General features: G+C 65.0%; 21 protein-coding genes. 10 read left to right on the top strand and 11 right to left on the bottom strand.

Annotation, left to right across the window (positions count from 1 at the left end; translation table 11 throughout):
• Nucleotides 1–114: 114 nt before the first annotated feature.
• A complete protein-coding gene (locus tag LPA35_RS03870) occupies nt 115–828 on the bottom strand; it encodes an ABC transporter ATP-binding protein (RefSeq protein ID WP_055398119.1) in 714 nt (237 codons plus the stop codon).
• Nucleotides 829–843: 15 nt separating this feature from the next.
• Between LPA35_RS03870 and LPA35_RS03865 the strand changes: the two genes are divergently transcribed.
• Entirely contained in the window at nt 844–1,524 is a 681-nt protein-coding gene (locus LPA35_RS03865; RefSeq protein WP_228895166.1) for an arylesterase, read from the top strand.
• Between the two features lie 4 nt (nt 1,525–1,528).
• Here the strand turns inward: LPA35_RS03865 and LPA35_RS03860 are convergent, their stop codons facing one another.
• The 4 genes from LPA35_RS03860 to LPA35_RS03845 form a co-directional block, all read right to left on the bottom strand.
• On the bottom strand, nt 1,529–1,720 hold the full coding sequence (locus LPA35_RS03860) for a hypothetical protein (protein ID WP_218301002.1): 192 nt from the start codon (nt 1,718–1,720) through the stop codon (nt 1,529–1,531).
• Between the two features lie 47 nt (nt 1,721–1,767).
• Complete coding sequence (locus tag LPA35_RS03855) at nt 1,768–2,616, bottom strand: DUF2189 domain-containing protein (RefSeq protein ID WP_228895162.1); 849 nt, start codon at nt 2,614–2,616, stop codon at nt 1,768–1,770.
• Nucleotides 2,617–2,725: 109 nt separating this feature from the next.
• On the bottom strand, nt 2,726–3,964 hold the full coding sequence (locus tag LPA35_RS03850; RefSeq protein WP_228895160.1) for a PLP-dependent transferase: 1,239 nt from the start codon (nt 3,962–3,964) through the stop codon (nt 2,726–2,728).
• Nucleotides 3,965–4,050: 86 nt separating this feature from the next.
• Nucleotides 4,051–4,542 (bottom strand): BON domain-containing protein, encoded by a 492-nt coding sequence (locus tag LPA35_RS03845; protein WP_055398114.1) that lies wholly within the window; start codon nt 4,540–4,542, stop codon nt 4,051–4,053.
• 142 nt (nt 4,543–4,684) lie between these two features.
• On the opposite strand from LPA35_RS03845, the gene LPA35_RS03840 reads away from it, so the two are divergent.
• The 4 genes from LPA35_RS03840 to LPA35_RS03825 all read left to right on the top strand — a co-directional run bounded on the left by LPA35_RS03840 (nt 4,685) and on the right by LPA35_RS03825 (nt 9,024).
• The gene (locus LPA35_RS03840) at nt 4,685–6,376 is read left to right on the top strand and encodes a SulP family inorganic anion transporter (protein ID WP_228895158.1); all 1,692 of its coding nucleotides are present in this window, start codon (nt 4,685–4,687) and stop codon (nt 6,374–6,376) included.
• A 117-nt stretch (nt 6,377–6,493) separates the two neighbouring features.
• A complete protein-coding gene (locus LPA35_RS03835; RefSeq protein WP_055398112.1) occupies nt 6,494–7,267 on the top strand; it encodes a GGDEF domain-containing protein in 774 nt (257 codons plus the stop codon).
• A 10-nt stretch (nt 7,268–7,277) separates the two neighbouring features.
• Complete coding sequence (locus LPA35_RS03830; protein ID WP_121506525.1) at nt 7,278–8,132, top strand: MinD/ParA family protein; 855 nt, start codon at nt 7,278–7,280, stop codon at nt 8,130–8,132.
• Nucleotides 8,133–8,256: 124 nt separating this feature from the next.
• Complete coding sequence (locus tag LPA35_RS03825) at nt 8,257–9,024, top strand: sulfurtransferase (protein ID WP_121422718.1); 768 nt, start codon at nt 8,257–8,259, stop codon at nt 9,022–9,024.
• Nucleotides 9,025–9,105: 81 nt separating this feature from the next.
• Here LPA35_RS03825 and LPA35_RS03820 read toward each other — a convergent pair whose 3' ends face one another.
• The 4 genes from LPA35_RS03820 to LPA35_RS03805 all read right to left on the bottom strand — a co-directional run bounded on the left by LPA35_RS03820 (nt 9,106) and on the right by LPA35_RS03805 (nt 11,928).
• The gene (locus LPA35_RS03820; protein WP_228895155.1) at nt 9,106–9,990 is read right to left on the bottom strand and encodes a pirin family protein; all 885 of its coding nucleotides are present in this window, start codon (nt 9,988–9,990) and stop codon (nt 9,106–9,108) included.
• A gap of 109 nt (nt 9,991–10,099) precedes the next feature.
• Nucleotides 10,100–10,654 (bottom strand): flavodoxin family protein, encoded by a 555-nt coding sequence (locus LPA35_RS03815; RefSeq protein ID WP_228895153.1) that lies wholly within the window; start codon nt 10,652–10,654, stop codon nt 10,100–10,102.
• Nucleotides 10,655–10,765: 111 nt separating this feature from the next.
• Entirely contained in the window at nt 10,766–11,179 is a 414-nt protein-coding gene (locus LPA35_RS03810; RefSeq protein ID WP_055398108.1) for a DoxX family protein, read from the bottom strand.
• A 47-nt stretch (nt 11,180–11,226) separates the two neighbouring features.
• Nucleotides 11,227–11,928 (bottom strand): pirin family protein, encoded by a 702-nt coding sequence (locus tag LPA35_RS03805; RefSeq protein WP_055398107.1) that lies wholly within the window; start codon nt 11,926–11,928, stop codon nt 11,227–11,229.
• 104 nt (nt 11,929–12,032) lie between these two features.
• Between LPA35_RS03805 and LPA35_RS03800 the strand changes: the two genes are divergently transcribed.
• The 5 genes from LPA35_RS03800 (at nt 12,033) to LPA35_RS03780 (ending at nt 17,029) form a co-directional block, all read left to right on the top strand.
• Nucleotides 12,033–12,971, top strand: coding sequence for a LysR substrate-binding domain-containing protein (locus LPA35_RS03800; RefSeq protein WP_055398106.1), 939 nt, complete (start codon nt 12,033–12,035; stop codon nt 12,969–12,971).
• Nucleotides 12,972–13,068: 97 nt separating this feature from the next.
• Nucleotides 13,069–14,211, top strand: a complete 1,143-nt coding sequence (locus LPA35_RS03795) for an NAD(P)/FAD-dependent oxidoreductase (RefSeq protein ID WP_255669567.1) — start codon at nt 13,069–13,071, stop codon at nt 14,209–14,211.
• Nucleotides 14,208–15,185, top strand: coding sequence for a tRNA glutamyl-Q(34) synthetase GluQRS (gene gluQRS, locus LPA35_RS03790; protein ID WP_228895151.1), 978 nt, complete (start codon nt 14,208–14,210; stop codon nt 15,183–15,185). Before LPA35_RS03795 ends, gluQRS begins: the two co-directional genes overlap by 4 nt.
• A complete protein-coding gene (trmB, locus tag LPA35_RS03785) occupies nt 15,182–15,943 on the top strand; it encodes a tRNA (guanosine(46)-N7)-methyltransferase TrmB (RefSeq protein WP_055398104.1) in 762 nt (253 codons plus the stop codon). Before gluQRS ends, trmB begins: the two co-directional genes overlap by 4 nt.
• 33 nt (nt 15,944–15,976) lie before the next feature.
• Nucleotides 15,977–17,029 carry a GGDEF domain-containing protein gene (locus LPA35_RS03780; RefSeq protein ID WP_055398103.1) on the top strand — a complete coding sequence of 351 codons (1,053 nt, stop codon included), beginning with the start codon at nt 15,977–15,979 and terminating at the stop codon, nt 17,027–17,029.
• A 52-nt stretch (nt 17,030–17,081) separates the two neighbouring features.
• Here LPA35_RS03780 and LPA35_RS03775 read toward each other — a convergent pair whose 3' ends face one another.
• A complete protein-coding gene (locus LPA35_RS03775) occupies nt 17,082–20,075 on the bottom strand; it encodes an HD domain-containing phosphohydrolase (protein ID WP_228895149.1) in 2,994 nt (997 codons plus the stop codon).
• A 100-nt stretch (nt 20,076–20,175) separates the two neighbouring features.
• A complete protein-coding gene (gene alaS, locus LPA35_RS03770) occupies nt 20,176–22,803 on the bottom strand; it encodes an alanine--tRNA ligase (RefSeq protein ID WP_228895147.1) in 2,628 nt (875 codons plus the stop codon).
• Nucleotides 22,804–22,942: the final 139 nt, after the last annotated feature.

Here is a 22,942-nt window from a genome sequence, read left to right as displayed (position 1 = left end):
CGGCTTTGGAAAACTATCAATTTGATAGCTGCTACCGCTTTATGAATAAGCGCTAGAGGCCAAAAACACTCAAAAACCTGGTTTCCGCCTCCCTCTCAGCGCGGCAAATAGCGCTTACACGACCCGCCCGGCTTCGATGGTGATGCGCCGCTCGCACTGCTCGGCGATGGCGCGGTCATGGGTGACCAACACCAGCGTGGTGCCCTGCTCGCGGTTCAGGTCGAACATGAGCTTCATGATGGTTTCGCCGGTGGCAAAGTCGAGGCTGCCCGTAGGCTCATCGGCCAGCAGCACGGCAGGTTGCACCACAAACGCTCGCGCCAGCGCCACGCGCTGCTGTTCGCCACCCGAGAGCACCTTGGGGTAGTGAGAGAGGCGCTGGCCCAGCCCCACGCGGGCCAGCATGTCGGCGGCTACCTTGCGGGCATTTTTGCGAACTTCAGGGCGGTTGGCCAACTCCAGCGGCAGCATCACGTTCTCCAGCGCGGTGAGGTTGCCCATGAGCTGAAAGCTCTGGAACACGAAACCCACCTTCTGGGCCCGCAGCGCAGCGCGCTCATCCTCGTCGATGGCAAAGAGGTCGTGGCCATCGAGCCGCACCGTGCCACGGCTGGGGGTGTCCAGCCCCGCGATGATGGACAGCAAGGTGCTCTTGCCCGAGCCCGACGCGCCCACGATGGCGGCGGTTTCCCTGGCGGCCAGGCGGAAATCGATATCCCGCAGAATGTCGAGGGTTCCGGTGGAATCCGTGACCGATTTGAAGACATGCTCCACGGCAATGATGGGTGTGGCAGCAGCTGTCTTGGGCAATGGAGAGGATTCGGACATGAAAGGCTCTTTACTTTGATTCGATATCAGCAACGGCGCCACTTTATCCTGCGCGCCTCTATCGGGCTTCTGGTGGGGCTTTCGGCGCCCTGCGCCATGGCCCAGGCAACGTCCAAGACAGCGGCCGCGCCGATTCGCCAGCCCGTGATCCTGGTGCTGGGAGACTCTCTGAGCGCCGAATATGGCCTGGCACGCGGCACGGGCTGGGTGGCGCTGCTCGAAAAACAACTGACCCAGGAAAAGCTGGCCGCTACGGTGGTCAACGCCAGCGTGAGTGGGGAGACTACTTCGGGCGGCCGTTCGCGCCTGGCGGCGCTGCTGGCGCAGCACAAGCCCAGCCATGTGGTGATTGAACTGGGCGGCAACGATGCCCTGCGGGGATTGCCGCTCAAGAACACGGAAGAGAATCTGACGGTTATGACGCAGGCGGCGCAAAAGGCCGGGGCCAAGGTGCTGCTGGTGGGCATGCAGGTGCCACCCAACTATGGCACCGACTACGCCAACAAGTTCGCGGGCCTGTTCACCACAGTGGCCAAGGCCCAGAAGGTGGCCGTGGTGCCCTTCTTCCTGAAGGGGGTGGCCGACGGGCCCGATCCGACCCGCCTGTTCCAGCCTGACCGCATCCATCCTCGCGCCGAGGCGCATCCGCAGATGCTGGCCAATGTGTGGCCGGAACTGAAAAAACTCTTGCGCTGAGGGCTCAGGCGCCGGGAGCGCCTGTGGGCTGGTCCGGGGCCGCAGCATCGCCGCTGGGCTGGCCGTCAGCGGGCTGGTCGTCGCCTTGCGGATCGTCCGGCCTGCGCTGTGTTTTGGACCTCAGCTTCTCTTCCTTTTTTTTCTTTTTGGCGAGTTCGCGCTGGCGTTTTTCGTATCCGTAGTTGGGTGTTGCCAAGGTAATTGCTTCCTGAAGTTGAGACTCACTGTAACAGCATGGGTTTTTCAAGCCCCCGCTGGGGGGCGTTGGAGCGGGATGACCGATGCGCGGTACGCATGCCAGCTTGCAAAGCCCAGAACCGGCCCGGCCACCAGCAGCCCGATGCCCCAGAACCAGAGGGAAAACACCACGAGGGTGGTGATAAGTGCGCCCCAGAGCAGCATGACCAGGGGGTTCTCCAGCACCACGCGCATGCTGGTGATACCGGCCGTAAGCGCATCGGTGTCTCGGTCCAGAATCATGGGAATGGACACCACGGAGGTGGAGAACACCAGCGCTGCAAATACGCCGCCCACCACGAGGTACACCGCCACAAAGCTCCAGTTCTGCGGGCTGAAGACCGCCTGCAGCACGCCCGTGGTGGACGGCATGCCGGTGTTGAAGAACACGGCAAACACCACCAGCGATGCACGCCCCCACAGCAGCTCCAGCACCACAAGCACCAGCACCAGCATGCCCATGCTGCCCATGTGGCTGTCCCAGCAGGTGAGCGATTCGCTCAGCTCGGGCTTGAGCCCCGCCTCGCGCCGACGGCTGGTGTCGTACAGCCCCATCGCCAAGAAGGGGCCTACCAGCAGGCAGCCACTCGCCAGGGACATGGTGTATTCAGGCCGGGTGCGGAACACCCAGCCCAGCACCAGCGCCATGCACCAGAAGCAAACGCCATAAAACAGGGCAATGCCGGGAGCCGCGCGCACATCCTGCAAGCCCCTGGCCAGCCAACGGAACGGGTCCGCCAACCCCAGGCGCTGCAGGGTCACGGGCTGGGCCACCGAGGTGTCTGGCGCCGGTTGCTGAGCCGGATCGGCACACGCAGGGAGGGAGTTGGAGGAATCCGATCGGGTGGCGGTCATTCGGGCAGTTCGTGGAAGTGGCAGCGGGACACCCGCGAACACTCACACTAAGCCAGCCCTCGGCGGTGCGCCACTGAGGAAACTACCACCCCGCGCAAAAAAGCAGGCCTCAGCCTGCCGGGAAGGCGTGCTCCAGGGCCTGCTGCAGATCGCGCCGCAGGTCTTCCACCGCCTCCAGCCCGATCGAAAACCGCACCAGCGTGCCCGGCTTCAAGTGCGCGGGCGGGCGGCTGCGCATGCTCGCGATGTTGTAGGGCACCACCAGGCTCATGGGGCCGCCCCAGCTGTAGCCCAGCTTGATCAGCCGCAGGCCGTCGCAGAACGCATCCACCTGCTTCTGGGTGTAGCGGGCATCAATCATCACGCTGAACAGGCCCGCTGCCAGCCCCGCCCCGCCCTGCCCGGCGCCACACAGTGCCTTCCAATGTGTGTGGCCGGGCGCGCCTTCCAGCGCGGGGTGCAGCACCTGCACGATGGCGGGCTGCTGCTGCAGCCACCGCGCCAGAGTGCGGGCCGCTTCGTCATGGGCGCGGTAGCGCAGGCCGATGCTGGGCAGTGCGCGCAGCACAGCCTCTGCGTCGTTGGCCCCCACCCCCAAGCCCAGCCGCATGTGGGTGAGCTTGATCTTCATGTGCAGGCCCGGGTCCCGCGTCATGACGCTGCCCATCAGCACATCGCCACCGCCACTGGGGTACTTGGTGAGCGCGTGGGCCGAAATATCGACCCCCAGGCTGCCATCACCTGTGAGGTCAAACGGCGCAAACGCGAGACCCGCGCCCCAGGTGTTGTCCAGCGCCGTGGTCACGCCGTGTGCGCGGCAGATGCGCACCTGCTCGCACAGGTCGGGAAACTCCATGCTGACCGAGCCCGGAGCCTCCAGCCACACCAGCCGGGTTGCAGGGGTGATGCGGGCGGCCAGATCGGCTGGGTCGAGCGGATCGTAAAACCCATGGGTGATGCCAAAACGCGCCAGTTCACCATTGGCAAGGTCTTTGCCAGGGCCGTAGGCGTTGTCCGGGATCAGCACTTCGTCGCCGGGCTGAAGCAGGGCCAAGGCCACGTTGGCAATGGCGGCAAGGCCGCTGGGAACCAGCACGCACTGCAGGCCGCCCTCCAGCGCACACAGGCGCTCCTCCAGGATGAACGTGGTGGGCGTGCCGTGCAGCCCATAGGTGTAGCCGCTTTTGTCCTTCCATTCGCGCGAGCGCATGGCCGCGACGTTGGGAAAGATGACGGTGGAGGCCTTGTACACCCCCGGCTGGGGCGCTACGAAACCAGCAGGAGGAACGTAGTCATGGTGGACGATGCGGGTGGCGAGGTCGGTGTCGTGCTCTTTCATGCCGACCATGGTAGCGCGCCGCCAGGGCGTGAACCCGGGCGGCGCGTGGTGTGAAGCGCTGTTTGCGGCGCCGGGGCTGATGCCAGCCCGCGCGCTTAGCTCGCGCTGACCACCAGTTGATTGTTCACAGAACTAACGCCATTCACGGCCTTGGCAATGCCTTCGGCGCGCTCACGGGCCACGGCGGAGGGTGCGGGGCCTTTCAGCGTCACACGGCCATTCGCTGTATCGACATCAATCTTCACCGCGCTCAGGTCGGGGTCCTTGGCGAGGCTGGCGCTGATCTGTGCGGTGATTTCTGCGTCACTCAGAAAAACCATGCCCTTATTGGCGGCATCCTTGGCCGAAGATTCTGCATTCGCAGCACCCTGCTCCACCTTCGTCTGAGCGTTCTCCATGGCGCTTTCGGCCTTGGCGCGGGCTTCGGCAGCGGCCTGCTCGGTCTTTTCGACGGCGGAATCCAGGCGCTGGCCCACAGTCGGCTCTTCCTTCTTGCCGCAGGCAGACAGGCCCAAGGCCAGGGCGCTCACGGCCAGGATGGTTGCAATACGGTGTGCAGGACGCTGGGAAATCTTCAGATTGTTCATGCGGAAACTCCTTGCGGTTGAAACATGGCGAGACTGTAAACGCAGGCAGGTGCGCACTAGGTCGGATGCAGCCTAGGCACCTGTAGGACGATGCCGCAAATTGCGCAAAGCTGGCCCGATGCCGAGGCGCGACAATGTACCCATGGCTTTTTCCGCTGCGTCACTCACCCGTTGGTTCCCCTTTTTGTCCTGGCCCCGGCCAGACCGCGCCCTGATCAAAGGAGAGTTCTGGGCGGGCATGACGGTGGGCCTGATGCTGGTGCCGCAGGGGGTCGCCTATGCAGCGCTGGCCGGCATGCCGCTGGTGACGGGTATCTATGCCTCGCTGATTCCTGCACTGGTGGCGGTGTTGTTCAGCGCATCGACGCGGCTCGGCGTGGGGCCGACAGCGCTTACCAGCCTGCTGATCGGCGCGTCACTCACAGGCTTGGCCGAGCCGGGCAGCGCGCAATGGGTGGCCATGGCAGCGTGGATCGCTTTGCTGTCGGGCCTGCTGCAGCTGGTCATGGGGATGGCGCGGTTTGGCTGGCTGCTCAATCTTGTGACGTCCCCCGTATTGAGCGGGTTTACCCAGGCTGCGGCGTTACTGATTTTGGGCTCGCAGCTGGCCGCACTCACCGGGTTACGGTCAGACTGGGGGGCGCTGCTGTCAACGCCTTCGACCGGGCTGTTTGACCTCACGGCGGCGGCTTTTGGCCTGGGCAGTCTGGCGCTGCTGATTTTGGCGCGCCGCTGGCGGCCGAATTTTCCTGCAGCCATTGTGGTGGTGGGCGCGGCCGGCGCCATGAGCTGGGCACTGGACTATGCGGACGCTGGCGGAGCCGTGGTGGGCGCGTTGCCCTCGGGTCTGCCGGCCCCGTACTGGCCCGGAGCGCTGCCATGGTCCAGCTTTTCTGCGCTGGTGATGCCGGTGCTGGTCGTCACGCTGGTGAGTTTTTTGGAGACGGCATCCAGCGCCAAGGTAGAAAGCCAGCGGTCTGGCGAGCGCTGGAATGAAAACCAGGACCTCATCGGCCAGGGCCTGGCCAAAATCAGCAGTGGGCTGTTTGGCAGCTTTGCAACCAGCGCCTCGTTCTCGCGCTCGGCCATCAACCTGTATGCGGGCGCCAAAAGCGGCTGGGCCACGCTGTTTGCCATTGCCCTGGTACTCGTGGTGCTGCTATGGCTCACTCCGGCGCTTTACCACGTGCCGCAGTCGGTGCTGGCTGCCGTGGTGGTAACCGCCGTGACCAGCCTCATCAAGCCCGGCATGCTGCTGCGCCTGTGGCGGGTGTCAAGGGTCGAGGCCGTGATCGGCGGCATCACCTTCGCACTGACACTGGCCACGGCCCCGCGCATGTACTGGGGCGTGCTGGTGGGTTTGCTGATGAACCTGAGCCACTTTCTGTACCAGCGGCTGCACCCCCGCATCATTGAAGTGGGCCTGCACCCGGATGGCAGCCTGCGCGACCGGCACCTGTGGCACCTGCCCGCTCTGGCTCCCCGGCTGCTGGCGCTGCGCATGGATGCCGAGCTGGACTTTGCCTCGGCCAGCGCCCTGGAGCGGCGCGTTACCGAGCACCTGGCCACCCATCCCGATGTAGTGCACCTGTGCCTGATGGCCCAGCCCATCAACCGGATCGACGTGACGGGCGTAGAGACCTTCGCGCAGCTGCTGGCCCTGCTGCAATCACGGGGGGGCACATTGCACCTCAGCGGCCTCAAGCTTCCCGTAGAGCAGGTTCTGCGCCAGGCCGGTTTGCTGGAGCCCGGAACGGGCCTCGCGATGTACCGCACCGACGCCGAAGCACTGGTAGCGCTGCAGCAGCTTCCGCAGCCGGTGGAACGGGTGTGATGCAGGAGCCTTCCACCCCCCTTTTCCCAGTACCGCTGCGGGTTTCACCTAGACCTGGGGCGGGGGCCCTTCCCGCTGGCGCACTGGTACACTGCACAAACTCTTTTTGCTCCATTTGTGTCTGACTCTGCGGCCTCTCATCTGGTAGATCTGCGCGACCTTCGCCTGGATACTGCCCACGCGCTGGTGGCTCAGGCTGGCGGCAGCGAAGCAGCGTTGCACCGCGAGGTGCCCTCGCGCTACCTGCAGGGCCTGATCGACGGACTGTGTGAACTCTCCCTCAAAGACCCGCTCACCGGTCTGGCCAACCGCCGGCACTTCCGCGCCGTGCTGGAACGCGAAATCGATCGCGTCACCCGCTCGGGAGAGGCAGCATTGCTGCTGATGCTCGACATTGACCATTTCAAGAAAGTCAACGACACGCATGGCCATCTGGCTGGCGACATCGTGCTGCAGTCGGTGGCGCGCACGCTCAGCGCCTGCGTGCGCCCCATGGACACGCTGGCGCGCTACGGTGGCGAGGAATTCGCCGTGGTGCTCCCCGCATGCCAGGCCGGCTTTGGCAGCGTGGTGGCCGAACGTATCCGGCGTGCCGTTGCCAACACGCCCATCAAGGTCTCGGGCTCGGTGGAACTCCACGTCACGGTGAGCATTGGCGGCGCCTTTGCCCTGCAGTGGATCCGCTCCACCACCTTGCTGTGGACCGACCGTGCCGACCACCAGCTCTACCAGGCCAAGGCGGCAGGCCGCAACCGCGTCAGCATTGAGGAGCAACCCGACAGCACTGTCAGTGCCGAAGAGAAAAGCCTGTTGTTTGGCCCGCTCTACACCCCCTCGGGTTGGGGCGACCTGCCTCCGGTGGACCCCAACCCAACAGGCAGCGCCTACTGAAAGTTAGAAGATGAGCGACGCGCTGTCCCCTCCCCCACCCACATCGCCAGCGGCTCCTGCTGGCGCCGCCTCACCCTCGCACTCTGCAACGGGTGCCCGCATCATTGCCATCACCAGCGGCAAAGGCGGGGTTGGCAAGACCTTTGTGTCGGCCAACCTGGCTGCGGCCCTCACCCGCCGTGGCCAGCGCGTGCTGGTGCTCGACGCCGACCTGGGCCTGGCCAACCTGGATGTGGTGCTGAATCTGCACCCCAAGATCACCCTGCACGACGTCTTCACCGGCAAGGCCACGCTGGAAGAGGCCGTGATCCAGGCCCCGGGTGGCTTCAACGTGCTGCTGGCAGGCTCGGGCATGGTCGAGTATTCGCGCCTCACGCCCGAGGTGCGCAATCAATTCCTGAGCGTGATCCAGGCGCTCACGCCCCAGTACGACGTGGTGCTGCTGGACACCGGCGCCGGCATTTCCGACGTGGTGCTGTTTTCCATTTCGCTGGCGTCCGAGGTGCTCATCGTGGCCACGCCCGAACCCACCTCGCTGACCGACGCCTACGCCGCCATCAAGGTGCTGGCCATGCAGCAAAAGCGCCAGCATGTGCGCATGGTCATCAACCAGGCCGCGCGTCCAGGCGACGGCCGCGCCATCACCAGCCAGCTGCAGCAGGTGCTGGACCGCTTTGTCACCACAGAATCCGGTCGCCCGATGCGCTTGATCCACATGGGCGACATCCCGGCCGATCCCTCGGTACGCGACGCGGTCATGCGCCGCCAGTTGTTGCTGCTGCAAACCCCGGGCTGCCCTGCGGCCCTGGCGATTGCCCAATTGGCCAACAAGATCGAAACCACGCTGCTGACCCCGGCCGCCTGAGACGCCCGCAGGCGCCACAGCCCGGCAGCAGCGCGGTGCCCTCCCCCCGCTGGCCTCAGCGAGTTGCCTTGACCGAAGTGAAAGCGCGCCCCTCGCTGCGCTCATTTGATTTGCCGTGAACCCCATCGACACCGTCCTGAACATCTCCTGCTACAAGTTCGTGCCTTTGCCCGATGCGGCGGCCCTTCGCGAGCTGCTGCATGCGCGCGCCACGGCGGCGGGACTCAAGGGCACCATCCTTCTGGCCGAGGAAGGCATCAACTTCTTTCTGGCGGGCGCGGCCGAGGCCGTGCGCGGGTTTGTCGATGCGCTGCGCACCGATGCCCGTTTTGCCGATCTGGAGCCCAAGGAAAGCTGGTCGGCCACGGTGCCGTTTCGCAAGATGCTGGTCAAGGTCAAGCGCGAGATCATCCGTATGGACCACCCCACCATCCGCCCCGCCCAGGGCCGCGCGCCCTCGGTGGACCCGGCCACCCTGCGACGCTGGCTGGCGCAGGGCCATGACGATGAGGGGCGCGAAGTGGTCACGCTGGACACCCGCAACGCCTTCGAGGTGGACGCTGGCACCTTCGACAACGCCATCGACTGGCGCATCGACAAGTTCACCGAATTCCCGCCAGCCCTGCGCGCGCACAAGACCGAGCTGCAGGACAAGACCGTGGTGAGCTTCTGCACCGGAGGCATCCGGTGCGAGAAGGCCGCGATCCTGATGCGCGAAGAAGGCCTCTCGCATGTCTACCAGCTCGAAGGCGGCATCCTCAAATACTTTGAACTGACCGATGGCGCGCACTACCACGGCGGCTGTTTTGTGTTCGATGAACGCAGGGTGCTGGCGGCAGACCTGTCTACCGACCCCTTACCCACCGACAGCGAAAACGCTATCAATAAGTGAGCTTATAGCGCTCATCCATCAAGCGCTAGATGCCAATTTTGCTTGAAATTTCAGGCATTCAAAGCCAACAATTTGGCCAAGTCAGGCCTTGAAGCGGCGCTCTGGCAGCGGAATCCACTCCACCTCCCCCGGCACCTGCCCCATGGCCTGGGCATCCCAGTCAGCGGCAGCCTGCACGATGCGGTCCTTGCGGCTGGAGACAAAGTTCCACCACATGTGGCGCGGCGCATCCAGTGCATCGCCACCAATCACCATCAGGCGCACGGCGCTGTCACCCGCAGCAAGGTGTGTGGCCCGCCCTGGTTCCCCTACTGCCAGAAGCTGTGGGGCCACGGTGTCCCCGTCGAGCTGGACCGGTGCGTCCACGGTGTAGACCGCCATCTCCGGGACGAGCGCGGGGATCTCCAGTGTGGCGCCCGCAGGCAACTGCACATCGAGGTACAGCGTGCGGGAATAGGTGGCAACAGGAGAGGTCTGCCCAAAGGCTTCCCCAATCAGCACCCGCACGGTGGCATCTCCCACCTGCACCTGCGGAATGGCAGCGGCAGGCGTGTGCACAAACGAAGGATCGGCCTCTTCATGGGCCATCGGCAAAGCAGCCCACAGCTGGATGCCATGGTTCACATAGGCCTGGTTTGCGAGATTCTGCGGGCGGCGCTCGGAATGCACGATGCCGCGCCCCGCCGTCATCCAGTTGATGGCACCGGGCTCAATCTGCTGCACATAGCCCAGGCTGTCGCGGTGCATGATGGCGCCGGAGAACAGGTAGGTCACGGTGGCCAGGCCGATGTGGGGGTGAGGCCGCACATCGTGGCCCGCATCGGGCTCCACCGTCACCGGCCCGAAGTGGTCAAAAAACAGGAAGGGTCCCACCGCCTGGCGCTGCACGGCGGGCAGCAGGCGCCGTACCGTGAAGCCACCACCCAGGTCCTTGGCTTGGCCCGACAGACGCAGGGAAGCGTTCATGACAGCACTCCCATCGCTTCAACGACAGAGACAAGGTCAAAAAGGTGATTCATCGGGTGGCTCCTTGAGGGCTGGACAACAACGCCGCCAGCCTACCAGCTTCTGCGGTTCAGCTGCCCAGCTTGGCAGCCATCTCTGCCACACGCTGGCCAAACTTCTTGCCGGTTTCCAGGTCGCCAGGGAACATCTCGGCGGCCGAGGCGTCCGATGGCGACTGCGCCATGGCGCCGCTGAAGGAGCCGATCCAGTTCACATCGTTGCGCGTGGCGGCCTTGGAGTTGGCGGGCATCATGCCGTTGCCCACCCACAGGCCGCCGTGCTGCATGGCCAGGTGGAACATGTAGTCCAGCGTGATCTGCTTGTCGCCATTGGTGCTGGCGCTGTTGGTAAAGCCTGCGAACAGCTTGTCCTTCCAGGCCTGGCTGAACCAGGGCTTGGACGAGGCGTCGGCAAACTTCTTGAACTGCCAGCTGGGGCCGGCCATGTAAGTGGGCGAGCCAAAGATGATGGCGCTGGCAGCGGCCAGCGTTTCCCAGCCGCCTTCGGGCAGGTTGCCCTCGGCATCGATGGCGATCAACTGAGCGCCAGCGCCTTCTGCCACGGCCTGCGCCAGGCGCTGTGTGTGACCGTAACCCGAGTGGTAAACAACTGCGATGTGTGCCATGAGAAAACTCCTGTTGAAACGAGGGGGACAAGGAAAGCGAGAACGGCGGAAGAACGGATTGAATGCTGGAAACCACAGCCCTGCGGTCAGCAGGCCTTTTGAGGGGATCGCTCAGCGGCCCGACTGGCGCGCATCCAGGCTCCAGCCGCCTGCGCCAAACGCTGCCAGTGCCAGCAGGCCGCCGGTCACGCCCACGTTCTTGAAGAACATGAGCTGCTGCATCATTTGCTTGTCAGCGGGCAGGTCCCAGAACGCATGAAAGAAGAAGCTGGCCACCAGCGTGAAGAATGCCAGCGCGAGCGCTGCCAGACGCGTGCCAAAGCCGAAGATCAGCGCCAGGCTGCCCAGCACCTCGACCGCAGCGGCCACGGCGGCGGCCACGGTGGGCATGGGCAGGCCTACCGACGTGATGTAACCGACAGTGCCAGCAAAGCCGGTGAGCTTGCTGATGCCCGCAGGCAGAAACAGGGCGGCCAGCAACAGGCGCGATGCGAGAGCCAGGGGGTTTTGCAGGGATGTGAACATGGTGAAGAACTCCGGGTGAAAGTGGGTTGAAGAATGAACGTCGAATGTCAGGCGGCCAGATCAAACACCAGCACCTCGGCGTCGTGGCCATCGGTCAACGACAAGGTGGTTTCCTTTTCCATCAGCAGCGCATCGCCGCCCGACAGGCCTTGCCCATTGGCGCTGAGTGCACCGCGCACCAGGTGCACATAGGTCTTGCGGGCGGGGTTCAGCGCCAGCGTGGCGGATTCAGCGCCATCCAGCAAGCCTGCGTACAGGGCCGCATCGGCATGGATCTTGACCGAGCCCTGGGCGCCGTCGGGCGATGCCACCAAGCGCAGGGCGCCGCGCTTTTCAGCCTCGGCAAAGGTCTTTTGCTCGTAGCTCGGCGAGATGCCACGCACATTGGGCTCGATCCAGATCTGCAGGAAGTGCGTGGTCTGGCCTGCAGCGTGGTTGAACTCGCTGTGCTGCACACCGGTGCCTGCGCTCATGCGCTGCACGTCGCCGGGCGGGATGCCCTTGATGTTGCCCATGCTGTCCTTGTGGGCCAGTTCGCCCGACAGCACATAGCTGATGATCTCCATGTCGCGGTGGCCATGGGTGCCAAACCCCGTGCCCGGTGCGATGCGGTCTTCGTTGATGACCCGCAGGTTGCCAAAGCCCATGTGGGCAGGGTCGTAGTACCCGGCAAACGAGAAGCTGTGGAAGGAATTGAGCCAGCCATGGTCGGCGTGGCCCCGGTCTTGCGATTTACGAACAGTCAGCATGTGAGTGCTCCTTTCAAGACTCGACTGTAGGACTGCAGCGCACCCTGCAGGGGCAGATGAATTGATGGCAATGTTCAAATAATCTGAATTAACATGGCACCACCATGCAAAACGCACGCGATGTCCTGACCCCCGATGCACTGACCATGCTGCAGGTGATTGCCGAAGCGGGCAGCTTTGCCGCCGCCGCCCGGCAATTGGGCCTGGTGCCCAGCGCCCTCACCTACCGCGTGCGGCAGATTGAAGACGCACTGGATGTGCTGTTGTTCGACCGCAGCGCACGCCAGGCCCGCCCCACGGAGGCCGGAGTGGAGCTGTTGCGCGAAGGCGCGCGCCTGTTGCAGGACATTGACGCCGTGGCCCACCGCGTGCGCCGCGTGGCCACGGGCTGGGAGCCGCAGCTCACGCTGTCCATCGACGGCATCATTTCGCCCCACACCATGCTGGAGCTGGTGGATGCGTTTTACGCCATGAAACCCCCGACGCGGCTGAAGTTGCGCGACGGCATCATGACCGGCACGCTGGAGGCGCTGACCTCCGGCCGGGCAGACCTGGCCATCGGCGTATCCGTGGCGGGCAACAACGTGGCGGGCCTGCAGCAGGGCACGCTGGGCGATGTCTTGTTCATCTACGTAGTAGCGCCCCACCACCCGCTTGCGGCGGCTGCCGAACCGATCTCAGACGCCACCTTGCTGGAACACCGGGCCGTGGCCGTGGCTGATTCGGCGACACGTGGCGGCGCCACCATGGGCCTGCTCGGTGGGCAGGACGTGCTGACGGTGGACACCATGCAGGCCAAGGTGCGCGTGCAGCTGCGTGGCCTGGGCGGCGGTTTTCTGCCCGAGCCCATGGTGCGCCCCTACCTGGAGGCCGGCCGCCTGGTCGAGCGCCGCGTGGCCCGCCCGGAACGCAACGTGCGTGTGCACTACGCCTGGGGCGGCCCGGGCTTCACCGCACCAGGCCGCGCGCTGCAATGGTGGCTGAACCAGCTGCAAAGCCCCACCACACGCCGCGCTCTGCTGGAAAACCACCATCATTTCTGATCCCGATCAAGTCCCGACAGGGTGATACCGCGTGTAGAGTGGTTCCTGTTGGTTTTGTATTGCATCTCGCTTGCCGACCGTCACCGAAAGGCCTCCCATGAGCAAACCCGATCCTCTTCCCGCCAAACGGCTCCGACGCAACACTGCACTGGCAACCCCTCCCGTTGCAGCCCCCGCAGCCCCCACCACGTTCTCTGGCAAACCCCAGCGCCACTTCGCCATCATCGGCGCTGGCATGGCTGGTATTGCCTGTGCACGCACCCTGGTGCAGGCCGGACACCGCGTGACGGTGTTCGAGAAATCCTCCCAGGCGGGCGGCCGTACTGCCACCATCGACACCCCTTTTGGCAACTTTGATGCGGGTGCCCAGTACTTCACCGTGCGCGACCCGCGTTTTGCCCGCGCCATCGACACCGTGCCCGGCATCTGCAAGCGCTGGAGCGCCAATTCCGTGCAGGTGCTGGACGCCGCAGGCCGTGTGGCCGCTGCGGGCCTGCCCCACCGCGAAGCACACTGGGTGGCCAGCCCAGGCATGCAGTCCCTGGTGGGCGCCTGGGCCGAGCCGCTGCTCAAGGCCGGCCAGCTCATCACCCACACCCGCGTCACCTCCATCGAGCCCGATTCGTTGAACGCCCCTGGCTGGCAACTGCGCACCGAAGGGCCTGCGGGCAGCCAGCACGTCTATGCCGGTTTCGACGCTGTGCTGCTGGCCCAGCCTTCGGTGCCCGCCCAGGCCCTGCTGGCCAGCTCGGCGGTGGACACCCCGCTGACCGACGCCCTGTCCAAGGTGGCCATTGCCCCCTGCTGGACACTGATGCTGGCCTACCCGCAGGCCGTGCGCCCCGGCCTGACCACGCTGGGCCCGCAGTGGAATGCTGCACGCAGCACACACCACCGCATCGCCTGGCTGGCACGCGAATCGTCCAAGCCCGGCCGCAATGTGGTTGAACGCTGGACGGTGCAGGCCAGCCCCGCCTGGTCTGCCGAACACCTCGAAGACGACGAAGCCCGCGTGCAGGCCAAGCTCATCAAGGCCTTTGCCGAAGTCACGGGCATTCGTGCCGCCCCCGCCCATGCGGACACACGCCGCTGGCGCTATGCCCAGACCACCCACCCGCTGGGCAAGAGCCACCTGTGGGACAAATCCATGGGCCTGGGTGCATGCGGTGACTGGTGCCTGGGGCACCGGGTTGAAGACGCCTTCGTGTCGGGACTGGAACTGGCACTTGCCGTGGCATGACGGCCGAGGTGGGCGCTGCACGGCGCTACGTGGGCCGGTTTGCCCCTTCGCCCACGGGGCCGCTGCATGCGGGCTCCCTGGTAGCGGCCCTCGCCAGCTGGCTGGACGCGCGGGCACACCGGGGCCAGTGGCTTGTTCGCATTGAAGATGTGGACACACCCCGCTGCGTGCCGGGGGCGGACCGGCTCATCCTGCAACAGCTGGCCAGCTGCGGCATGGTGCCCGACGCTCCCCCCCAATGGCAGTCCACCCGCAGCCCGCTCTACCAGCGGGCGCTGGACCAATTGGTAGCCCAAGGCCACGCCTACCCCTGCGCCTGCTCGCGCAAGGACATCGAAGACGCCCATGCCGCCCAGGGCCACACGCGTGAGCGCCATGCCGCGCTGCCTTACCCAGGCACCTGCCGCCACGGGCTGCAGGGCCGCGCCGGGCGCGCGTGGCGGTTCAATGTCACAAATTTCAAACAAAAACAGGCCCTGGCGCTTGATGGCAAATCGCCAGTAGCTGCAAAATTCATAGCAAACCATCTCCTGCAGTGGGACGACCGCCGCCTGGGTCTGCAGCAGCAAGACGTGGAACAAGCCGTGGGTGATTTCATCCTGCGCCGGGCCGATGGGCTCTGGGCCTACCAGCTCGCCGTGGTGGTGGACGACGCCGACCAGGGCGTCACCGATGTGGTGCGCGGCGAAGACCTGGCCGACAACACCCCGCGCCAGATCCTGCTGCAGCAGGCCCTGGGCGTGCCCACGCCCCGCTACCTGCACACCCCGCTGGTGTGTGGCGACAACGGCGAAAAACTCTCCAAGCAGAACGGCGCCCGCGCGCTGGACCTGTCCCACCCGCTGCAGGCTCTAAACGATGCCGCGCGGGTGCTGGGCCTGCCATCGCTGCCTGCCCCGCACAGCCCTGGCATCTCTGACGCACTGACCCTGTGGGTCGCCGCGTGGCGACGAAACTACAATGGCGCACCGTGACCGAACTGACCCCTACCGCTTCCGCCCCCACCGCTGCGCCCGCTGCAGCCCCCGCGACGACATCTGGCGGGGTTCCCGCTGGCGTGACCCACCCCAAGACCATCAAAAGCTTTGTGCGCCGTGCTGGCCGCACCACCACGGGCCAGGCCAAGGCCTTTGAAGACTTCGGCCCCCGCTTTGTCCTGCCGTATGCCCCGGCGCCGCTCGACGCCGCTTCGGCCTTTGGCCGCACGGCACCGCTGATTCTCGAAATTGGCTTTGGCATGGGCGAGGCCACGGCCCACATCGCCCGCGTGCGCCCCGATGACAACTTCCTGTGCTGCGAGGTGCACGAGCCGGGGGTGGGCGCACTGCTCAAGCGCATTGGCGAACAGGAGCTGACCAACATCCGCATCCTGCAGCACGACGCCGTGGAGGTCATCGACCACATGCTGCCCGAGGGCAGCCTGGACGGTGTGCACATCTTCTTTCCCGACCCCTGGCACAAGACCAAACACAACAAGCGCCGCCTGATTCAGGGCCCGCTGGTGGCCAAGCTGGCGGCCCGCCTCAAGCCCGGTGGCTACCTGCACTGCGCGACCGACTGGCAGCCCTATGCCGAGCAGATGCTGCAGGTGCTGGGCGCCGAACCCCTGTTGCAGAACACCGCCACGGACTTTGCCCCGCAGCCCGACTACCGGCCCCTGACCAAGTTCGAGAACCGGGGCCTGCGGCTGGGGCATGGCGTGTGGGATGTTGTGTTCGTGCGACGACATTGACAAGCTGTGCCTAGTGCTCCACCGTACATCCCAATGAAGCCCATTCTCCAGAACCTGGTGGAAATGACTGGCCACCGCGACCACTTGCGGTTGGAGGTGTCGGTGCTGTCCACGCTGCAAACGCTCAGTGGCATCGTTGAAGTGCGCGCGCTGGAGCTTTTCACCGTTGACGGCGTGGCCCATGTACGCCCCCGTTCCTGGGTTGAGGACGGACAGCTCGTCTCGACCGATTCCGAAGCCGCCGCAGACCCTCGCCGCGAAACGCTGGAAAAATACCCCGCACTTCGCGATTGCGTAGCCAGCCAGGGGGACAGCGCCCTCGCATCGCCCCGCAGGGGGCGCCATGTGCTCTGGCTGCCGGTGTGGATGCATGACAAGGTCACCACCTGTCTGGAGATCACGCAGTCGCGCGCGTTCTCGGCGCACAAGCTGGAAGTGCTCAAGGGCGTGTTCCAGGTCTACCAGAACTACCAGAGCCTGCTGGACTACAGCGAACGCGACGCCCTCACCGGCCTGTTCAACCGCAAGACCTTCGATGAGCAGTTCTCGCGCCATGCGCTCAATGGCCTTTCCAGTGGCCGCCCGGGCACTGTTACCGAATCTCTTCCCCCCGAAGAAGGCTCACAGCCCGGCGAGCCCGTGCAGCAATGGCTGGCGGTGGTGGATATCGATCACTTCAAGCAGGTCAACGACCGCTTTGGCCACCTGTATGGCGACGAAGTGCTGATCCTGATTGCCAACATCCTGCGCAGCTCGTTTCGCAGCCACGACCGCATCTTCCGCTTTGGCGGCGAAGAATTCGTGGTGCTGCTGCGCTCCACCACGCTCAGCACCGCCCACAAGGTGTTCAACCGCTTCCGGCTTGCGGTGCAGGAATACAACTTCCCGCAGGTGGGCCAGGTCACGGTGAGCCTGGGTTTTGTGAGCACCATGCAGGGTTCGCCCGTGGAGATACTGGGGCAGGCCGACCAGGCGCTGTATTACGCCAAAGAGCACGGACGCAACCAGGTCTGCTTTTATGACGACCTGGTGGCCAGCGGCCAGCTGGCCGCCAAGGTGGCCAACGACGACGTCGAGCTGTTCTGAAGCTACCCAGGCGGAGCGAAAGGGCACCAATGCCCGCCTTCAGCGCATTGGCTCATTGGCTCAATGACTCCAGGATCGCCTCCACATCCACTGCGTCCCGCTGCGCAGCAGGCAAGAACTGCTCCGCATACTCACGCCAGACCCCGCTGCGCAGGAAGAAGCGGAACACCTCGGCATCGATATGGCGTTCGCGCACCATGTGGCCCATGATCCTGAGCGATTCCGACAAAGTCTTGGGCGGCTTGTAGGGCCGGTCTGCCGCCGTCAAGGCCTCGAAGATATCGGCCAGTGTCATCACCCTGTCTGCCAGCGTCAGCTCTGAAGCCTTCAGGCGCCGGGGGTAGCCCGTACCGTCCAGTTTTTCATGGTGCGAGCCCGCAATCGACGGTACGCGCGCCAGATGCGGCGGGAACGGCAGGCCGCTGAGCATGACGATGGTCTGCACGATGTGATCGTTGATCTTGAAACGGTCTTCTGCAGTGAGCGTGCCGCGCTGGATCGACAGATTGTGCAGCTCGCCGAGGTGGGCTTGTTGCGGTGGCAGCACCATGTCAAAGCTCCACAGGTTGGCCGGGTTGCCAACCTCCACCGGCGGTTTGCGGGCACCCCAGGGCACGATGTGTTCAGGCCGGTCTGACAGCAGGGGCTCATTGGCGGGCAAGGGGCGCGTCGGCACATTCGCCAGCCGCCCCAATTCGGCTGCTGACAAGCCCAGCCGGTCATCAAAATGCCGCTGCCACACCTGGCGCCCGATGGTGGCCAGCCGCTTGATGTCGGCATCGGCCATGAACTCGCCGCCCACATTGCTGCGGGCCACAAAGGCAAACTCTTCCTGCAGGCGGTCACGCCGCTGCAAAAGCTCGCGCTGCAGCCGCACCGGGTCCACGCCGGACACGTGCTGCTTCCAGTAGTCCAGTTCCGCGTCGCGCCACAGCACCTCAAAGCGCATGCGCACCTCATGGATGCGGTTGTAGAGCGCCTCCAGCTTGGTCGCCTTGTCGATGATGTGCTCGGGGCTGGTGACCTTGCCACAGTCGTGCAGCCACGCGCCCAGGCGGAATTCGTAGCGCTCGGCATCCGTCATGGCGACGTGGGCAAATGGACCTTCCTCGGCCTCGCACAGGCGCTGCATCAGGGATTCCGCCAACTGGGGCACCCGCTCGCAGTGGCCGCCGGTGTAAGGGCTCTTGGCGTCGATCGCGTCCGCCAGCAGGCGGATGACGGCATCGAACAGCTTCTTTTGCCCTTCGATCAAACTGCGCGTCTCGATGGCGACCGACAACGTGCCCGAGAGTTTCTCGACAAACGCCCGGAAGTGGACATCGTCCTGCTGCTGGTCCGCACGGTAGCGCAGCACCAGCAGGCCCAGCGGTTGGCCATCGCGCGTGCGTAGCTGCACGCGCAGCACGCGCTGAGGCGTGGCCTGGTCGTCATCAGGGTGCTGGTCGCCGTCGTGCGGCTCGGCAGGGTTGATGAAAAACACCATGGGCAGGTGCTCCGGGTAGAGCGACTGGTGCTCAGGATCTTCGCAATACCTTGCCGTGCGCAGCAGGCCCGCGCGCTGAGCCTCTACCAGGTACACCGCACCGCCGGTGCAGCTGGTGGCGCGCACCAGCTCGTAGAGCACGCTCGACAGCATGAGGTCCAGGCGCGACTCGGCGCTGATGTGGTGCGTGATGTGCAGGAACTCCTGGATGGTGTCGGACATGCGGTCCATCACCTGACCCAGTGCGCGCACCTCGCGCACGCGCGACATGTGGTGTTGTGTCGGCCGCCGGAAATCAAACCGTGCCAAGGCCTGCGCCTGCGTGGCCAGCCCCGACAGGCTGCGCCCCACACGCCTCCCGGCCAGCCACCCAAAAGGCAGCATCAGCGCGATGAGCCCCAGGGACAGCCAAACCTGGCGCTGGAGGTTTTCGTTCACATCCGCCAGCAGCTCCCGGGTGGGAATGGCCATCAGGATGTGCAGCCCCTCCCAGCGCTGCGACTTGAGTGACATGACCTTGGCCAGCCACTCCTCGCCACCTGCCACAAAGCGACGCGAAGGCCCCTCTTTCATGTCCAAGCTGTGCAGGGCCTGCAGGCTTGGCACCCCCAGGCCGTCGAGTGTGCGCAGCTTGAGGCTGGGCTGGTCGCCATCCTCACGCACCAGCACGCGGGACATGTCCGGGTAGGCCAGCACGCGCTGGTCCTGGTCCACCACAGCGATCTCGGTGCGCGGCATCAGTCGCAGCTCGCCGATCTCGCGGCCCAGGTCGGTGAGCGCAACATCCAGGCCGATCACAGCACGGCCGTCTTCGCTGGGCTGGCTCAGCGTAACGCCGACCTCCTGCGTGGTGAAAAACACATAGGGGGCAGTGAGGACCTGCGTGTTTTTTTCCGCCGCCTCGGCATACCACGGGCGGGACCGGGGGTCATAGCGGTAGCCGGGACGCACGGAGGAATCGATGAGACGCAGCTGTGCGTCGTAATAGTTCCAGCGCCCCACCAGGCCCATCAGACCCGCCGCGCTGCGCTCCCGCGCCATCGACTGCACCAGGAATGCAGCCTCCGCAGGCGCCTGAAGCCGTGCCCGCAGCGCAGCGTTGCGCAGCGGACGCATGAGCAAAAACTGCCCGTCGGAATACCCGATGAAGACCGCCGACAGCAAAGCGTTTTGCTCCAGCAGGCGCACAAACACCGGCAGGCGGCGCAGCCGCGCCTGGAGGGTGGCGGCCGAAGCAATGGGATCAAACGCCAGCAGCCGCAGCGTGGCATCCGCCGGGTCGACGATATGGTGCACCCGCTCGCTGATCAACAGGCTGATGTGCTGCGCACTGTCGTCCGACGCCGCGATGATGGCCTGCCGCGCGCTGGTGCCTACCTGGTAGACCAAGAGCACCGTGAGCAGCAGCATGGCAGATACCACCACCGAGGCAATCACCACCTCGAACGGAACGGTGATGCGCCGCCACCAGGGCAGTTCGGCCCCTCCCGAATCAGGCGAACCGGAACGGGTGCCGTGGGCGGGCACCGGCTCTTGCGGACTTTCGCGCAGGGGGTCCATGCGCTTGAATGTAGGGGGAAAGCCGGTTTTCCGTCACCCTATTTTTGGCAGAAATGGCTGCCACACCACAGCGGCTGGTGCCGCTATGGCGACCGGTACATCAGCCCAGTTGCTGCGCGACCCAGCCTGTCACCGAAGCCAGCGCCGCCGGCAGCTTGGAGGCATCGGTGCCGCCGGCCATGGCCATGTCGGGCTTGCCGCCGCCTTTACCACCCACTTGCTGGGCCACAAAGTTGACCAGCTCGCCGGCCTTGACCTTGCCCACGCTGTCGGCCGTCACGCCTGCAGCGATCTGCACCTTGTCGCCATCCACGGCGGCCAGCACGATGGCAGCGGTCTTGAGCTTGTCCTTGAGCTTGTCCATGGTGTCGCGCAGGGTCTTGGCGTCGGCACCCGGCAGCGCGGCAGCCAGAACCTTGAGGCCCTTCACATCCACGGCCTGATTCACCAACTCGTCGCCCTGGCTGGAGGCCAGCTTACCCTTCAAGGCAGCCACTTCCTTTTCGAGCGCGCGGGCGTTGTCCAGCGCCTGGCTGATGCGGCCGTTTAGCTCGGCCACCGGCGCCTTGAGCGTGCTGGCGGCCTGGTTTACGGTGTCTTCCAGGTTCTGCAAGTACGCCAGTGCGTTGGCGCCGGTCACGGCCTCAATGCGGCGGATGCCAGCAGCCACCCCGCCCTCGCCCACCACCTTGAACAGGCCGATGTCGCCCGTGCGCTGCACGTGCGTGCCGCCGCACAGTTCACGGCTGGTGCCGATGTCCAGCACGCGCACGGTTTCGCCGTACTTCTCGCCAAACAGCATCATGGCGCCGGTCTTTTGGGCCGACTCGATGTCCATCACGCGCGCTTGCGTGGGCTGGTTGGCCAGGATTTCTTCGTTCACGCGGCGCTCAATCTCGCGGATCTCGGCCGCCGTCACGGCTCCGTTGTGCGTGAAGTCAAAACGCGTGCGGTCGGCATTGACCAAGCTGCCCTTTTGCTGCACATGGCTGCCCAGCACTTCGCGCAGGGCCTTGTGCATGATGTGCGTGACCGAGTGGTTGCGCATGGTGGCAGCGCGCACGGCGGTGTTGACCTGGGCCTGCACGGTGTCGCCCACGTTCAGCGTGCCCTCTTCGAGCGTGCCGTGGTGGCCAAACACATCGGCCTTGATCTTGAGCGTGTCACCCACCGCAAAGCGTGCCGACCCGCTGGTGATGACACCTTCGTCACCCACCTGGCCGCCGCTTTCGGCATAGAACGGGGTGGTGTCCAGCACCACCACGCCGTTTTGGCCGGCTTTCAGGGCCGCAGCGCTTGTTCCATCTACATAGATTGCTACGATTTTTGCAGTCTCTGCGAGCTGTTCGTAGCCGGTGAACTGGTTGGCGGCACCGGTGTACTCCAGCGCCTTGTCCATCTTGAACTTGCCTGCCGCGCGGGCCTGGGCCTTCTGCTTTTCCATGGCGGTCTTGAAGCCGGCCTCGTCCACTTCCACGTCGCGCTCGCGGCAGACGTCATTGGTCAGGTCGAGCGGGAAGCCGTAGGTGTCGTGCAGCTTGAAGGCCACGTCGCCGGGCAGCACCTTGGCACCGCCGTCCAGGGTAGCGTCCAGGATTTCCATGCCATTGGCCAGCGTTTCAAAGAATCGCTCTTCCTCCACCTTCAACACCTCGGTGATGCGCTGTTCCTGCTCGCGCAGGGATGGGTAGGCATCGCCCATCAGGCGCACCAGGTCGGCCACAAGCTTGTGGAAGAACGGCGTCTTCTTGCCCAGCTTGTAGCCGTGGCGGATGGCGCGGCGCACGATGCGGCGCTGCACGTAGCCACGGCCTTCGTTGCTGGGGATCACACCGTCGCTCACCAAAAACGCTGTGGCGCGGATGTGGTCAGCGATCACGCGCAGGCTCTTGTTGTTCAGGTCCGTCACGCCGGTCTCACGGCCAGCGGCCTTGATGAGCGCGTCGAACAGGTCGATCTCGTAGTTGCTGTGCACGTGCTGCAGGATGGCGGCCAGGCGCTCCAGGCCCATGCCCGTGTCCACGCAGGGCGCGGGCAGCGGCGTGACGGCGCCGGTTTCGTCCATGTTGAACTGCATGAACACGTTGTTCCAGATCTCGATGAAGCGGTCGCCGTCTTCATCGGGGCTGCCGGGAGGGCCACCCGCAATGTGCGGGCCATGGTCGTAGAAGATTTCGCTGCAGGGGCCGCAAGGGCCGGTGTCGGCCATCATCCAGAAGTTGTCGGACTTGTAGCGGCCGCCCTTGTTGTCGCCGATGCGGATCACGCGCTCGGGTGGCAAGCCGATTTCCTTGGTCCAGATGTCGTAGGCCTCGTCGTCTTCCTGGTAGACCGTGGCCAGCAGGCGCTCTGGCGGCAGCTTGTAGACCTCGGTCAGCAGCTCCCAGGCCCACTTGAGCGATTCGCGCTTGAAGTAGTCGCCAAACGACCAGTTGCCCAGCATCTCAAAGAAGGTGTGGTGGCGCGCGGTGTAGCCCACGTTTTCCAGGTCGTTGTGCTTGCCACCCGCACGCAGGCAGGCCTGAACCGACACCGCCCGGTTGTACGAGCGCTTGTCGGTGCCCAGGAACACGTCCTTGAACTGCACCATGCCCGAGTTGGTGAACATCAGCGTGGGGTCGTTGCCAGGCACCAGAGGGCTCGACGGCACCACGGTGTGGCCCTTGGAGACGAAGAAGTCCAGGAAGGACTTGCGGATGTCAGCGACAGAAAAAGTGGGAGTGCTCATGGTGTTGTGGAGTGGTTGCACGCAGCAGGCAGGCCGCAGGACCCGCGCCTGCGCGCTGCCTGTCGCTGCCCCTATGGGGACCAACCTTTCATTATAGGTTTGCAGTCTGGCGGTCCGTGGCGGGAGGGCGACAGGGCGG

It is taken from the genome of Acidovorax sp. Leaf73 (genome assembly GCF_916855635.1).
GTDB classification, from domain to species: Bacteria; Pseudomonadota; Gammaproteobacteria; order Burkholderiales; family Burkholderiaceae_C; genus Acidovorax; species Acidovorax facilis.
Note: the sequence above shows the minus strand (reverse complement) of the source record. Positions and strands in the feature narration are given on the sequence as shown.

What these genes read in the sequence shown, in the direction of transcription:
- LPA35_RS03870 (WP_055398119.1), bottom strand. Translation starts at nt 828, where the DNA reads ATGTCCGAATCCTCTCCATTGCCCAAGACAGCTGCTGCCACACCCATC.
- LPA35_RS03855 (WP_228895162.1), bottom strand. Translation starts at nt 2,616, where the DNA reads ATGACCGCCACCCGATCGGATTCCTCCAACTCCCTCCCTGCGTGTGCC.
- LPA35_RS03850 (WP_228895160.1), bottom strand. Translation starts at nt 3,964, where the DNA reads ATGGTCGGCATGAAAGAGCACGACACCGACCTCGCCACCCGCATCGTC.
- LPA35_RS03845 (WP_055398114.1), bottom strand. Translation starts at nt 4,542, where the DNA reads ATGAACAATCTGAAGATTTCCCAGCGTCCTGCACACCGTATTGCAACC.
- LPA35_RS03840 (WP_228895158.1), top strand. Translation starts at nt 4,685, where the DNA reads ATGGCTTTTTCCGCTGCGTCACTCACCCGTTGGTTCCCCTTTTTGTCC.
- LPA35_RS03830 (WP_121506525.1), top strand. Translation starts at nt 7,278, where the DNA reads ATGAGCGACGCGCTGTCCCCTCCCCCACCCACATCGCCAGCGGCTCCT.
- LPA35_RS03820 (WP_228895155.1), bottom strand. Translation starts at nt 9,990, where the DNA reads ATGAACGCTTCCCTGCGTCTGTCGGGCCAAGCCAAGGACCTGGGTGGT.
- LPA35_RS03815 (WP_228895153.1), bottom strand. Translation starts at nt 10,654, where the DNA reads ATGGCACACATCGCAGTTGTTTACCACTCGGGTTACGGTCACACACAG.
- LPA35_RS03810 (WP_055398108.1), bottom strand. Translation starts at nt 11,179, where the DNA reads ATGTTCACATCCCTGCAAAACCCCCTGGCTCTCGCATCGCGCCTGTTG.
- LPA35_RS03805 (WP_055398107.1), bottom strand. Translation starts at nt 11,928, where the DNA reads ATGCTGACTGTTCGTAAATCGCAAGACCGGGGCCACGCCGACCATGGC.
- LPA35_RS03800 (WP_055398106.1), top strand. Translation starts at nt 12,033, where the DNA reads ATGCAAAACGCACGCGATGTCCTGACCCCCGATGCACTGACCATGCTG.
- LPA35_RS03795 (WP_255669567.1), top strand. Translation starts at nt 13,069, where the DNA reads ATGAGCAAACCCGATCCTCTTCCCGCCAAACGGCTCCGACGCAACACT.
- gluQRS (WP_228895151.1), top strand. Translation starts at nt 14,208, where the DNA reads ATGACGGCCGAGGTGGGCGCTGCACGGCGCTACGTGGGCCGGTTTGCC.
- LPA35_RS03780 (WP_055398103.1), top strand. Translation starts at nt 15,977, where the DNA reads ATGAAGCCCATTCTCCAGAACCTGGTGGAAATGACTGGCCACCGCGAC.
- LPA35_RS03775 (WP_228895149.1), bottom strand. Translation starts at nt 20,075, where the DNA reads ATGGACCCCCTGCGCGAAAGTCCGCAAGAGCCGGTGCCCGCCCACGGC.
- alaS (WP_228895147.1), bottom strand. Translation starts at nt 22,803, where the DNA reads ATGAGCACTCCCACTTTTTCTGTCGCTGACATCCGCAAGTCCTTCCTG.